Raw genomic sequence first — 14,121 nt, forward strand, 5'->3', positions numbered from 1 at the left:
CAGTTCTGGTGGACAACCTTTCGTAATAGCCGACAGCTATCGAGCGGAATCTGACGACCTTTCTAACCGACTAGGAAAATCATTATAATAAGAGAGTACGATTGGCTGACTGTATGGCAGACAATGACGGTCGCATTAGCGTGAGAGTTGGGAACGGCATCTCGCGTCGGCAGGTGATGCAACAGCTCGGTGCAATCGCGGCGGTCGGCGGACTAGCCGGCTGCCTTCAGCGGGATGAAGAAGGCCAGGACGGCGGCAACGGCGGCGATTCCGGCTCCGACTCCGACGGCGCCGCGCCGTCGTACCAGCGCGTCGATCTGACGCCGCCGCCGACGGAGTTGGACTTCTCCCGCGATCCGCCCGAGCGGGACATTACGATGGTGTGTCACAATGCGGCGATCTCGTTCTGGGACCCCGCGATCGGCGGCCTGCACGATGCCGCCAGTCAACTCGGCTGGAACGCGACCTTCACGGGGCCGTCCGGCGGCTTCAGCGTCGAGGAGCAGATCAACATCCTCGAGAACGTCGTGGCGTCCGAGCCCGACGCCATCGTGACGACCGTGAGCGACACGGAGGCGTACAACAGCGTCATCCAGGACGCGCTGGACAACGACATCGCGGTCCTGACGTTCAACACGAACAGCCTCCGGGAGGAGGGCCGCCAGCACATGCGCGAGGAGTTCGGACAGGCCCTCCCGTTCGTCGGCCAGGACCAGTACTCGTCGGGCTACGCCAACGGGATGGCGCTGCTCGACAAGCTGCCGGACGACGCGAGCAAGGTGACGATCGGACTGGCCGACCCCGCCCACAGCGGCCAGGCCGCTCGAGCCAGCGGCGCGGAGGACGCCATCCGCCAGAATTCGGACATCGAGATCACCGATCGGGTCAACTACACCGACGACTCCAACGAGGGCGTCTCCCGCATCGCGAACCACCTCGCGGCCAACCCCGAACTGGACGGGATGGCCGGCAGCGACGCCTACTCGTGGTTCATCGGTCAGGCTGCCGAGGAAGAAGGGATGGCCGAGGACATGGTCATCGGCGGCTTCGACCTGGATCAGAACACGCTCGACTACATCCAGCAGGGCGTGATGAACTACACCACCGGCCAGGACCCCTACAGCCAGGGCTACCTCCCCGTTCACCAGGCGTTCGCCTACCTCGAGCGCGGGATGCCGCCCAAGGAGATCATGACCGGTGCGGAGATCGTCGATCAGGAAACGATCGACTTCGCGCTCGAGCGGCGCAACTGGGGCGAACTGCTGGAGTACCACGGCGTGTAAGCGCGACGGATTCACCACACCAGACTCTCTACCACCTATGTCGGACACCGATTCGATACTTCAGACGGTCGAACTCACGAAGCACTTCGGGAACGTCGTTGCAGTCGAGGGGGTCGACTTCTCGCTGCGCGAAGGCGAGATCATGGCGCTGGTCGGCGACAACGGCGCCGGGAAGTCGACCTTCATCAAGATGCTGTGTGGCGTGCACGAACCGACGAGCGGCGAGATCCACGTCGACGGCGAGCAGGTCGCGTTCGAGGACTACAGCGACGCCCGCGAGATGGGCATCGAGACGGTCTACCAGGACCTGGCGCTGGCCGAACAGCAGACGGTCGCGGCGAACGTGTTCCTCGGTCAGGAACCGGTTCGGTCGGATCCCCTCGGTCGATTCCTCGGCGTGGTCGACAAGCAAGCGATGCGCGATCGCGCTCGAGAGAGCCTCAACCGCGTGCAGATCCCGGTCGATCCCGACGCGAAAGTGAGCGATCTCTCGGGCGGCCAGCAGCAGGCGGTTGCGGTCGCTCGCGCGTTGCAGTCAGATCCGGACATCCTCATCCTCGACGAACCGACCAGCGCCCTCTCGATTGAAGGGGCGCGAAACGTCCTGCGAGTGATCGACGATCTCCGAAACGAGGGGCTGTCGATCATCCTCATCAGCCACAACATTCGGCAGGTTCTCACGCTCGCCGATCGGGTTTCAGTGCTCGCGCAGGGCCGGCTGATGGGCGTCCGCGACACCGATTCGGCGACCCGCGACGAGATCATCGCGCTGATGATGGGCGCCGAGGACGAGGACGAGATCGAGGAGTTCGAACTCACGTCCGTCGACGACTCCGCGGACGACGAGGGGGCTGCAGCATGAGCGGGGCGACGCCAGCAGCCGCGGACGGGGACCCCGTCAGCCGCGAGACCGACTCGCGGCTCCGGCGGCTCTTCCAGCGCCGACAGATCGGCGTGCTCCTCGGGTTCCTCCTCCTGTTCGGCCTCATCGCCGCGTCGCGACCCGACCTGTTCTTCTCGTGGGACAGCTTCAGCAGCATCCTCTCGCGGCTGCTGCGCCAGGCCGCCCCGTACGTGATCATCGGCATCGGGATGACCTACCTGATGATCGGTGGCGAGTTCGACCTCTCGGTCGGCTCGATGTACGGCGTGGCCGGACTCTCGTTCGCGATGTTGCTCACCGACTACCGGCTGACGGTGCCGGCGGCGTTGCTCGCCGTCCTCGTCATCGGCGCAGCCGTCGGGCTGGCCAACGGGGTCGTCGTCACCAAGGTCGGCATCCCGTCGCTCATCACGACGATCGGGATGATGAGCATCCTCAGGGGCGTCGCCTACATGCTCACCGCCGGCGGCTCGCAGCAGACGCCCGACGATCTGGCACTGCTCGAGCTGTTCGGCGGCTCGATCACGGTCGCCGGCGTCGAGATCACGTACATGGTGTTCTGGATGTTCGGACTGTTGATCGTGTTCGGACTCGTTCTCCAGAAGACCCGCTTTGGCCACCACGTCTACGCGACCGGCGACGACCAGTCCGCCGCCGACCGGAGCGGGATCGACACTGACCGCATCAAGATCGCGAACTTCGTTATCACCGGAATCGTCGCCGCCTTCGCCGGCGTCGTGGCGATCGCCTACTACGGTTCGATGTTCGGCTCTGCGGGTCGCGGCTTCGAGCTGCTGATCATCGCCGCGGTCGTCATCGGCGGGACGAACCTCTTCGGCGGCGAGGGGAGCATCTCCGGGATGTTCCTCGGCTCGCTCGTGATCGCCGTGATCCCCGTCTTGCTGGTGTTGAACAACATGTCCGTCGACATCCAGGAGACGCTGACCGGCGCGGTGATCATCGGCGCCGTGATGGTCGATATCCTGCTCCGGGACTGAGTCCCGGCCCGCTTTTGAACCGCTTCTCCGATTCGTCCCTCGAGAACGAGCGGCGAGCGCCGAGAACCGCCGGTGATAACCTGCTACCGATCACTCGAGGCCAACCCGCGAACGGAACACCGGCACGCCGTCGGGACCGACGTCAGAGACGCGGAAGAGCGCACCTGCGCCGTCGCCCTCGTCTGCTCGGTCGCCGTCCGCGAGCGCCGTCGTCAGGTAGAGATCCTCGTAGTCGGGACCACCGAAGGTGACGGAGGAGACCTTTCGGGCGGGCAGTTCGATCTCGTCGACGGGTTCGCCGTCGCGGTCGTAGCGAACGACTCGGCCGCCGTTCCAGCGGGCCGACCAGACGGAGCCCTCCTCGTCGACCGTCATGCCGTCCGGCACGCCGTCGTCGCTCGGGACCTCGACGAACGGCCGGCGGTTCGAAATTGCGCCGGTCTCGCGGTCGTACTCGTACGCGTAGATGACGTGTTCCTCCGATTCGGTGAAGTAGAACGTCTCGAGATCCTCGGTAAAGCCCATTCCGTTGGGGATGTCGACGTCCTCGACGACGGGGGTCACCGTCCCGTCGGTCTCGAGGCGGTAGAGATCGCCGAGGTCGCCCTCGCCGGGCATCGTCCCGCAGAAGACTCGGCCCTCGGGGTCGGCGATAACGTCGTTGAACCGCGTCTCGGCGCCGTCGATTTCGGCGACCGGCTCCGCCTCGTCGGACCCGGGTTCCCAGCGACTCACGGTGCCGTGGGTGAACAGCAGCAGGGCGCCGTCCGCTTCGATGGTGTAGCCGCCGAGCGGTTCGTCGTCGCCCTCGGTCTCGTAGGCCAGGTCGTATTCGTCGGTCGCCGGATCGTACGCGTAGAGTTTCCCGGCCGGGATGTCGACCCAGTAGAGCAGTTCCTCTTCGGGGTGCCACAGCGGCCCTTCGCCGGTGTGGGCGGTCGTGTCCGCGACGCGTTCGTATCGTGTCATGCTCTCGGTGTTTCGGACGTTTCTACTTGAATCTAGCTTTGACCCGCCGTTCGACCGGTCGTTGTCGCAGCATCGCCTCGAGCGCCCGCGTTTTGACCGCGGTCGTCACCATTGCACCCGTACAACGCTGTCGGCCGCACAGATATATTCGATCTACAGCTATACATGATACAATATATAATGGATAATGGCCAACGTAGGGCCATGTTGGAGGTGTGCCGATTAAACGGTGTAAAATGGATTTTCTATGTGTCTATATGCATTCCTCGATTGAAGTAGATTAGATCAGTTTGATCGGCAGCGACATCGCTGTTTGGCGTTTATATCGTGTTAAGTGGGCTAAAAACGTCGATAATTCCATTAAATACGCCCTTCCGAACATGCGGCGATAAACACGTTCGAGATCTGGTATGGGTACAATCTACTCGAGTTTGTATCAATTCAGTAAAATCGATATACTGCGGTCAGAACGGACGGCTACAGCGTGTCCAGAATCCCTAACACTCGCTCTTCGGCGTCCCGGTCCGGGCCGTGTTCGCTCCCGTCGCGGTCGCTCTCGAGGTGATCGGCCACCGATCGCTCCATGGCTTCCTCGAGCGGCGTCGACTCCCACCCGAGGGCGGCGAGTTTAGCCGTCGAGAGGACGTGGGGATAGTCGCGGTAGAGGACGTAATCGTCGAGCGAGAGATCGGCGGCCTCGAGTTCGCGCGGGCCGGCGTGGACGATGTCGACGCTCGTCTCGAGCGCGTCCGCGATCAGTTCGACCATCTCCTCGAGGGTGACGATGCGCCGGTCGCCGACGTTGTAGGCCTCGCCGGACTCGCCGCGTTCGGCGACGATCCGCAGCGCGCTCGCGACGTCCTCGACGTAGACGCGGTGCCAGACGTTCGTTCCGTCGCCGGGAACGATGACGCGATCGTACTCGTTGACGCGGTCGATCCAGAAGTCCAGCCGTTCGGTGTAGTCGTGCGGCCCGTAGACGATCGGCGGGCGGACGGCCATCGCATTGACGCCCTCTTCGGCCGCGGCGAACACTGCGCGGTCACCCTCGGCCTTCCGATTTCCGTACGTTTCCTGCGAGTCGTCGGTCGCTTGGTCGGCCGTACAGGGCTCGAGCGGCGTTTCGTCCTCGCGCTTCGGAATGTCCTCGCGGCCGTAGGCTGCACCGCTCGAGATGTAGACGTAGGCGTCGCAGTCCGCGAAGATCGTCGTCGCCGCGCGGACGTCGCGGGGCTGGTAGGCAACGCAGTCGAAGACGGCGTCGGGGTCGACCGTCATCGCGGCGGCCTCGAGTGCGGATTCGTTCGTTCGGTCGCCTTCGACGTGGTCGACGCGGTCGTCGTCGGCGAACGGATTCTCGTGATTGCCGCGGTTGAAGATCGTCACGTCGTACTCGTGGGCGAGCAACTCCTCGACGAGGTGGCGGCCGATAAAGCGCGTGCCGCCGATGACGAGTGCGCTGTCCATGTCCGGTCGTCGTCGCTTCGGGGGAAAACGGTGACGATGACGGCGACGGTACCGGGTCGACGGCCGTCTCGTCCGGCAATCAGGGGGTGGTTTTTTCTCGCTTCTCGGTGCCCGTCACAGCATGACCGAACAGCTCCGGACCGACCAGCGAGCGGCCGTTCCCTTCCGGTGCGACCACTGCCACTATCCGATTCCGGGCGAGGCGGAACGCGCCGACGACGGCGACGGTCACTTCTGTTCGACGGCCTGCAAGGAGGCCGCCGAAGACGACTCGACGATGCCCGAACCCGACGCGTACAAGCGCGTCGTCACCGGGATCGAACCCCTCGACTCTCTCTTGCCGAACGGCATCCCCGCGGACGCGTTCGTCCTGCTGTCGGGCGACGAAGGGACCCGTCGCAGCGAGCTCCTGACCGAACTCGTCTGGCGCGCCTTAGAGCGGGGCGAACCCGCCGTCGTCGTCTCCTACGCGAACCCGCCGACGGCGACCCTCGAGCGGTTCTTCCAGAACGGCTGGAACGTCCTGCCGGCGCTCGAGGACGACCGCTTGACGGTCATCGACTGCTTCACCCACCGGCTCGAGGATCGGGATCGGTTCCTCGAGACTCAAACGGAGTGGACGAACTTCGTCGGCGAGGCCGCGGCGGACGCGCTCGTCGAGGTCGAAGATCCGAGCGATCTCGCCGCGGTCGCAAGCAGGTTGCAGGACGTTCTCGACGACCGGGAGATGTCGGAAACCGGGATCGTGACGATCGACTCGCTCGACGAACTCGACTCGCTCCTGCGGGAGGAGTCGGTCCACAACTTCGTCAAGGACGTTCGCGCGACCGTCTGTAAGGGTCGGTTCGTGCCGATCGTCGCCGGCGCGACGACCGCGGGGACGGACCCGTACCCCGAAGCCGAGTACGTCTTCGACGGCATCGTCGACCTCCGGCTGACGGATGAGATGACGCCGAACGCGCGGCTTAAACAGCTCGGCGTCCGGAAACTGATCGGCGCCCAGTTCCTGCCCCAGTGGGTGACCTACGAGTACGAGCCGGTTCGCGGCCTGTTCGCGTTCGGGCCGTCGACGGACGCCCGGGAGGTATACGAGAACGCGGGGCCGGTACCGATGCAGGAGCGCCCACAGCGATAACGGCTGTTCGAGCCCTGTATCGGGCAATTTCTCGCCGCCAGTTCGTGCACGCGAACTCATGCTCAGGATTGAACCCTCCGTTCGCTGTAGCCCGTCGTGCGGACGCCTGCACTACGGTCGGTGACGGTCAGCGCGTCAGACTACGGCGAACCGACAGCCGACGACCGATCACTTTCACACCTTCACAGCTATGAACGACAACAACGACGAACGCCGACAGTCACGGGAGCACGGATCGGACCGGTACGACGAGGAGCGCCAGCAGGGCAACCAACACCAACGCCAGGGCGACCGCGACCGCGGCTGGCTCCAGGGCTCCTCGAGCCGGCGCGGCGAAATGCGGGGCCAGCGATCCGGGGAGCAGAATCAGAACCGGGAACGAGGCCAGGAATCGGCTCGGCCGCGGTGGACCGAAGAGCGAGCGGAGTCGTCCGGTGAGCCAGGCATGGGTCGTCGGTCCACTACGCAGCCGGATCAGCATCAACGCGCTGGCGGGCGTCAGGGCCACGAGCAGGGCCAGCGCCACGGCGGCCCGATGCAGTCCCAGCACGGCGGCCAGGGACGAACGCAGGGACAGAGTCAGCACGGCGATCAAAGCGGGTTCGCGACGAACGCGCGTTCCGAAGCGAACCTCGAGTACGGCGGCGAAGCCCGCCAATCGGGGCGAGATGAACGCAGCGCTCGGGAGCAGTACGGTGGCGGCCAACAACGCGGTGGCAGACAGCAACGGTCCGGCCAGTCGGGCCAGCGCGGCCAGCACCGGCAGGGCGGCCAGCAGCGCCAGGGCGGTCGGCAGCAAGAGCGGGGGTTCCAGTCAGACCGACAGCAGCCACAAGAGCAGCAGCGGGGCTGGGAACAGCAGGGCCAGCCGGGCCACTATCAGTCGCGGGGCACTAGCGCGAACCAATCTCCGCAACAGCAGAACCCTCCGCAACAGCAGAACCGTAGCCGCGGACAGGGCCACGACCAGAGCCAGCGCCACAGCGGGTTCGAGACCGAGACGCCGATGGGCGAAAACCTCCAGTACGGCGGCGAAGCCCGCCAGTCGCAGCGGTCTCAATCGCAGGGACCACAAGGCCGCGGGCAGTCCGAATCGCAGTTCCGGTCCGGTGACCGCGGACAGCGCAACCAGCAACAGTACGACCAGTCTCGCGGGCAGAACCAGAGCCAGCAGAGCCACGACCGCGGTATCGGCGAGCGACGGCCGCGCGGCGAATTCGAGCAGGATCGGCAGCGACAGCAGCACAATCAACCACAGAACCGCGATCAGGGCCAGCGACGCCGCTCGAGCGACGATCGGTGGTCCCAGATGAGACGGCAGGGTCAGGGACAGGACCAACGGCACGACCAGCCCCAGGAGGAGTACCGGCAGGGACAGCAACCCTACGGTCGTCACCAGCGTAGCCAGGGTGAGGCGTTCTCGGATCAGGACCGCGGGGGTCAGGATTTCCAGCGCCAGCATGGATCCCAGCAGCAGGGCCAGCAGAATCAGCAGAACCGGTATCAGGCGGACCGCCAATCCGGACGGAGTCAGCAGAGCGGCCGCCAGTCGCAGGGCGACCGGCAGCAACAGCGGGGACAGCACGGCCGAGGCGGCTCCGAAATCGGCCAGTACGGACACCCCGATCAGCAGGGTCGCGATTCCGGCGGTTCCGGGCCCGACTATCAGCAACAGGGCCGCGACACCGATCGGTCGGACACCCGCTCGATCAATCAGGAACAGTCCGGCGGCGGGCTACAGTACAGCCAGCAAAGCCGCCGTTACGAACGGGGCGACTGGGCCGAAGGCTCGTCAGATCGCGGGCGGGACCAGCAGAATCAGCGGGGCCAGCAGGGACAGAACCAACGCGACGAGGACATGAGCAACCGTCGGCACGTCCACGAAGGCGATCCGACGTCGGATCGAGGCCGCGACCGAGACGACCGCTCGAGCTAATCGCGGTTCCTGAGCGCAGACGCAAGCGGTCGATATTTTTCGACGCTGCTTGACCGCCGTCCGTCGCGTCGCTCTCGAGGTGATACCATCCTCGTTTTTGGCAGTCCCGTACCGACAGCCGGTATGGGCAGTACCGACGAGAGCAAATCAGGCAGTTCCGGCGGCACGTACGTTCTCGTGATCGACGTCCCTCAATCGACGACGATCGAAGTCGGCGCGCTCGGCGACCGCGAGTTCGCCGTCGGCGCGTACGCCTACGTCGGCAGCGCCTTCGGCCCCGGCGGCTTCGCTCGCGTCGACCGCCGTCGGAGCGTGCTCCGACGAGCTCTCGCTCGCGGTGCTCGCGAGAACGCCACCGCGAACTCGCCCGCGGCGAGCGCGACGCCCGCCACTGGCACGTCGATTACCTGCTCGGTCACCCGGAAACGGAACTCGAGACCGCCGTCACGTTCCCCGACGCCGATCGGGAGTGCGAACTGGCCGCGTCGCTCCCGGGTGAGCCGGTCGCGGGCTTCGGCGCCTCCGACTGCGACTGTTCGGCGCACCTGCTCGCCGCGCCGTCGATCGACGCCGTGCTCGAGGCGGCGGTCGATGCGGGCGGTGTTCGGGACGGCGCGTAGCGAATCACTGGCCGCGAATCGGCACGTTTCGGTGAAAAACGAAACGAGAGCGAAGACGAAAACCCAGTTCTCGAGGCCTCGAGACGACTGTCCGATCAGTCGTCAGTCGTCGCTCGCCGCGAAGTTGGCCGATTCGGCTTCGACGGCGGCTTCGGGGACGCCCGGCAGTTCGTCGCGGACGTCGTCTGAACCCTGTTCGGTGATCGCCTCGTAGTAGGCTTCGGGCATGACCTTCACGAAGGCCTCGAGCGCCGCATCCCAGTTCTCGAGCAGGCGTTCGCCCCGCTCGGAGCCGGTGTAGGCGACGTGGTTCTCGACGAGGCGGCGCAGCATTTCCTCGTCCTTGTCCTCGAGTTCGTCGTGGAGCGAGACCATGCCGGTGTTGGCCTTGGCCGCGAACTCGTCGTCGGGGTCGTAGACGTAGGCGACGCCGCCGGACATACCGGCCGCGAAGTTCTTGCCCGTCTCGCCCAGCACGGCGACGACGCCCCCGGTCATGTACTCGCAGCCGTGGTCGCCGACGCCCTCGACGACGGCCTTGGCGCCGGAGTTGCGGACGGCGAAGCGCTCGCCGGCGACGCCGTTGACGTACAGCTGGCCGTCGGTCGCGCCGTAGAGCGCGACGTTTCCGATGGCGATGTTTTCGCTCGGGTCGTAGTTTGCCGTCTCGGGCGTGCGGATCGCCACCTTGCCGCCGGAGAGGCCCTTGCCGACGTAGTCGTTGGCGCTGCCGTTGAGGTGCATCGAGACGCCGCTGGCGAGGAACGCGCCGAAGCTCTGGCCGGCGGTTCCCTCGAGGTCGACCGTGATGGTGTCCTCGGGGAGGCCGGGTTCGCCGTAGCGGCTGGTGATGCGGTTCGAGAGCATCGCGCCGACGGTGCGGTCGACGTTCGTGACCTCGGTCTCGAGGGTGACCGGCTCCTGGTCTTCGATGGCGTCGGCCGCGGCCTCGATTAAGTCGCGGTCGAGTTGCTCCTCGAGTTCGTGGTCCTGCTCGCGGATCTTGCGGCGGACCTCGCTGCCGGGATCGGCCAGCACCTCCGAGAGGTCGACGTTGCGGGCCTTCGGGTGGTCGACGTCGTCGCGCTGCTCGAGGACATCGACCTGGCCAATCATCTCGTCGAGCGTCTCGAAGCCGAGCTCGGCCATGAGCTCGCGCAGTTCCTGCGCGATGAACGTCATGTAGTTGATGACGTGCTCGGGTTCGCCGGGGAACCGCTTGCGCAGGTCCTCGCGCTGGGTGGCGACGCCGACGGGGCAGGTGTTCTTGTGACACTGCCGGGCCATCACGCAGCCAGAGGTAACCAGCGAGGCGGTCCCGAAGACGTACTCCTCGGCGCCCAGCAGGGCGGCGACGGCCACGTCGCGGCCGGTCTTCATCCCGCCGTCCGCGGAGACGCGGATGCGGTCGCGCAGCTCGGTCGCACAGAGCATCTGGTTGGCCTCCGCGAGACCGAGTTCCCACGGGAGACCGGCGCTCTTGATCGAAGTCTTGGGCGAGGCGCCGGTGCCGCCGTCGTGACCCGAGATGTGGACCACGTCGGCGTTTGCCTTCGCGACCCCGGCGGCGACGGTGCCGATGCCGGCTTCGCTGACGAGTTTGACGTTGATGTCGGCCTCCTCGTTGGCCGCCTTCAGGTCGAAGATCAGCTGCTTGAGGTCCTCGATCGAGTAGATGTCGTGTAGCGGCGGCGGCGAGATCAGCCCGACACCCGGCGTAGACTTGCGCACGTGGGCGATCATCTCGTTGACCTTCGAGCCGGGAAGGTGGCCGCCCTCGCCGGGCTTGGAGCCCTGAGCCATCTTGATCTGGAGTTCCTCGGCGTTCGAGAGGTAGGTAGAGGTGACGCCGAAGCGGCCGGAGGCGACCTGCTTGACGTTACACTCGCGTTCGGTGTCGAACCGTTCCGGCGGTTCGCCGCCCTCGCCCGAGTTGGACTTGCCGCCCAGCCGGTTCATCGCGATGGAGTTGTTTTCGTGTGCTTCCGGCGAGAGCGAGCCGAGGCTCATCGCGGCGGTCGAGAACCGCTCGACGATGTCCTTGATCGGCTCGACGTCCTCGAGCGGGACGGGATCGCGATCGGAGTCGAATTCGAGCAGTCCGCGCAGGGTCTGGAGGTTCTGCTGCTGGTCGTTGATCTGCTCGGCGAACTCCTGGTACCGCTCGTAATCGTTCGAGCGGACGGCCTGCTGGAGCGCACCCACGGTGTTGGGGTTCCACTGGTGGTGGATGCCGCCCGAGCGGTGTTCGAACTCGCCGTGGCGCTGGAGGTCGTTCTCCTCGCCGTCGTCGCCGAAGGCGACCTCGTGGCGCTCGCGGAGGTCTTCCTCGATTTCGGCGAGGCCGATCCCTTCGGTGCGGTTCTCGGTGCCCTCGAAGTACTCTTCGACGAGGTCCGAGTCGAGCCCGACGGCCTCGAAGATCTGGGCGCCCTGGTAGCTCTCGACCGTGGAGATGCCCATCTTGGCCATGATCTTCAGGAGGCCGTCCTCGACCGCGCCGACGTAGGCGTCGATCGCCGTCTCGGTGTCGGCGCCGTCGGGGCCGGCGGTGATGTCCTCGATGGTCTGGTAGGCGAGGTACGGGTTGATCGCGCCGGCGCCGTAGCCGACGAGCGTCGCGAAGTGGTGGACGGTGCGCGGGTCGGCCGACTCGACGACGAGGCCGACGTGGTTGCGCAGCCCGTTCCGGACGAGGTGGTGGTGAACGCCGCCGGTCGCCAGCAGGCTCGGGATCGCGACCCGGTCCTCGTCGACGGTGCGGTCCGAGAGAACGATCACGTCGTGACCGTCCTCGATGGCGTCGACGACGTCCTCGCGGACGCGTTCGATGGCGGCCTCGAGGTCGGCGCCGAGTTCGTCGCTTTCGGGTTCGTAGGTGATGTCGATCGTCGCGGCCGTAATGTCGTTGGCCGAACAGTCGCGGATCGACTCGAGTTCGGCGCCGGTGAGAATCGGCGAGTCGAGTACGAGTTGCCGGGCGTGCTCGGGGGACTCGTCGAGCAGGTTGCGCTGGAAGCCCAGCCGGGACTCCATCGACGTGACGAGTTCCTCGCGGATGTAGTCGAGCGGCGGGTTGGTGACCTGCGCGAACAGCTGCTTGAAGTAGGAAAAGAGCGGCCGGTTGAAGTCGGCCAGTACCGACAGCGGCGTGTCGTCGCCCATCGAGCCGACGGGGTCCTTGCCCTTCTGGGTCATCGGCTCGATCAGGTTGTCGAGTTCGTCGTGGGTGTAGCCGAAGGCCGCCTGGTAGTCGCGCAGCCCCGCGACTTCCTGCTGTGGCGCGCTGTCGTCGGTGGTCTTGATGTCATCAAGGTGGACCTGCTCTTGGTCGACCCACTCGCCGTAGCGCTCGTCGGTGAGGTCCTCGAAGACCTCTTCGTCCGGAATGACGCGGCCTTCTTCGGGGTCGGCGAGGAACAGCTGACCGGGCTGGAGGCGACCGCGCTCCTCGATGTTCTCGGGCTCGGTCTCGAGCGCGCCGGCCTCGCTGGCCATGATCAGCCGATTGTCGGTGGTGACGTCGTACCGGCAGGGACGCAGGCCGTTGCGGTCGAGGACGGCGCCGACGCGTTCGCCGTCGGTCGCCGCGACTAAGGCGGGGCCGTCCCACGGCTCGACGAGCGAGGCGTGGAAGTCGTACCAGTCCTTGCGGTCCTCGTCCATCCCCTCGTCGCCGCGCCAGGCTTCGGGAACGAGCATCCGCAGGGCGTGGGCGAGGTCGCGCCCGTCCTGCATCAGCAGTTCGAGCGCGTTGTCGACGCTCGCCGTGTCCGATTGGTCGGGGTCGTCGATGATCGGCTTGACCGCCTCGAGATCCTCCAAAACCTCGCTCTCGAGGTCGGTCTCGCGGGCGCGCATCCAGTTGATGTTGCCCTGGATGGTGTTGAACTCGCCGTTGTGGATGATGTTGCGGTAGGGGTGGGCGAGGTGCCAGGCGCCGAGCGTGTTCGTCGAGAACCGCTCGTGGACCATCACGAAGTTCGAGTCGATGCGCTCGTCGGTCAGATCGGGGTAGTAGGACGGGACCTGAACGCCTTTGAGCAGGCCCTTGTAGACGATCGTCTTCGAGTCGAGCGAGACGACGTAGAATCGCTCTTTGTTCTCGATAGCGGCGTCCTCGACCGCGTTCTCGAGAGCGCGTCGCGCGACGTAGAGCCGGCGGTCGAAGTCCTCCTGGGAGAGCCCCTCGTCCTCGGGTGCGACGACGACCTGCCAGACGTCGGGTTCCGAGTCGACGGCCGTCTTCCCCAGATCCTCGTTGTTCGTCGGGACGTCGCGCCACTCGAGGACCTCGAGATCGTAGGTCGCGAAGGTGTCCTCGGCGAGTGCGACGAGTTCCTCGCGGGCGGCGGTGTCCTGCGGGAAGAAGATCGAGCCGACCGCATAGGTGTCGGGAAGATTAGTCTTGAGAACGCTCTCGAAGAAGGTATGCGGCGTCTGCAGCATAATCCCGGCGCCGTCGCCGGTGTCTTTCTCTGCCCCGGTGGTACCGCGGTGCTCAAGATTGACGAGTAGTTCGAGGCCGTCGGCGACGACGTCGTGGCCCCGATCCCCGTCGAGATCCATGACGACGCCGACGCCGCAGTTCGACCGTGCGTCGTCGGGGTCGGCGAGCCCCGATGAACGCTCGGTGGATGACGCTCCGTGTGGCTGTGACATACACCCCCGTAGCGAACTCAGATATAAGAGGCTACCCCATAATGACTAAGTGTATTATAAACACATGGAATGGTGTTTAAGGTATATACACCACATTCGTACGGATATATAATGATGTTTGAAAGATTTCGGGATGTTCTCAAGATTATGGATACTTGTGTAGAACAA

General features: G+C 65.5%; 8 protein-coding genes and 1 pseudogene. 6 read left to right on the forward strand and 3 right to left on the reverse strand.

Going from position 1 to position 14,121, the window contains the following annotated elements; all coding sequences use genetic code 11:
* The first annotated feature begins 113 nt into the window (after positions 1-113).
* From HALXA_RS15265 to HALXA_RS15275, 3 genes are read left to right on the forward strand one after another with little or no spacing between them, the layout of a single operon-like run.
* Positions 114-1,283 (forward strand): substrate-binding domain-containing protein, encoded by a 1,170-nt coding sequence (locus tag HALXA_RS15265; RefSeq protein WP_013881289.1) that lies wholly within the window; start codon positions 114-116, stop codon positions 1,281-1,283.
* 37 nt (positions 1,284-1,320) lie between these two features.
* Entirely contained in the window at positions 1,321-2,145 is an 825-nt protein-coding gene (locus HALXA_RS15270; protein ID WP_013881290.1) for an ATP-binding cassette domain-containing protein, read from the forward strand.
* Positions 2,142-3,164, forward strand: coding sequence for an ABC transporter permease (locus tag HALXA_RS15275; protein ID WP_013881291.1), 1,023 nt, complete (start codon positions 2,142-2,144; stop codon positions 3,162-3,164). The genes HALXA_RS15270 and HALXA_RS15275 overlap by 4 nt, the downstream gene beginning before the upstream one ends.
* A 90-nt stretch (positions 3,165-3,254) precedes the next feature.
* Here HALXA_RS15275 and HALXA_RS15280 read toward each other — a convergent pair whose 3' ends face one another.
* The gene (locus HALXA_RS15280; protein ID WP_013881292.1) at positions 3,255-4,133 is read right to left on the reverse strand and encodes an SMP-30/gluconolactonase/LRE family protein; all 879 of its coding nucleotides are present in this window, start codon (positions 4,131-4,133) and stop codon (positions 3,255-3,257) included.
* 477 nt (positions 4,134-4,610) lie between these two features.
* Positions 4,611-5,600: an NAD-dependent epimerase/dehydratase family protein gene (locus HALXA_RS15285; protein ID WP_013881293.1), complete on the reverse strand. Its 990-nt coding sequence runs from the start codon at positions 5,598-5,600 to the stop codon at positions 4,611-4,613.
* A 121-nt stretch (positions 5,601-5,721) separates the two neighbouring features.
* Between HALXA_RS15285 and HALXA_RS15290 the strand changes: the two genes are divergently transcribed.
* The 3 genes and pseudogenes from HALXA_RS15290 (at position 5,722) to HALXA_RS21100 (ending at position 9,291) form a co-directional block, all read left to right on the forward strand.
* Entirely contained in the window at positions 5,722-6,735 is a 1,014-nt protein-coding gene (locus HALXA_RS15290; RefSeq protein ID WP_013881294.1) for an RAD55 family ATPase, read from the forward strand.
* Between the two features lie 190 nt (positions 6,736-6,925).
* A complete protein-coding gene (locus HALXA_RS21740; protein ID WP_013881295.1) occupies positions 6,926-8,671 on the forward strand; it encodes a hypothetical protein in 1,746 nt (581 codons plus the stop codon).
* A gap of 123 nt (positions 8,672-8,794) precedes the next feature.
* Positions 8,795-9,291 (forward strand): annotated as a pseudogene (locus tag HALXA_RS21100) (GIY-YIG nuclease family protein).
* 102 nt (positions 9,292-9,393) lie between these two features.
* On the opposite strand, the gene gltB reads toward HALXA_RS21100, so the two are convergent.
* On the reverse strand, positions 9,394-13,953 hold the full coding sequence (gene gltB / locus HALXA_RS15310) for a glutamate synthase large subunit (RefSeq protein WP_013881297.1): 4,560 nt from the start codon (positions 13,951-13,953) through the stop codon (positions 9,394-9,396).
* Positions 13,954-14,121 lie beyond the last annotated feature (168 nt).

Origin of the sequence: Halopiger xanaduensis SH-6 (assembly GCF_000217715.1) — an archaeon.
Classification (GTDB): Archaea; Halobacteriota; Halobacteria; order Halobacteriales; family Natrialbaceae; genus Halopiger; species Halopiger xanaduensis.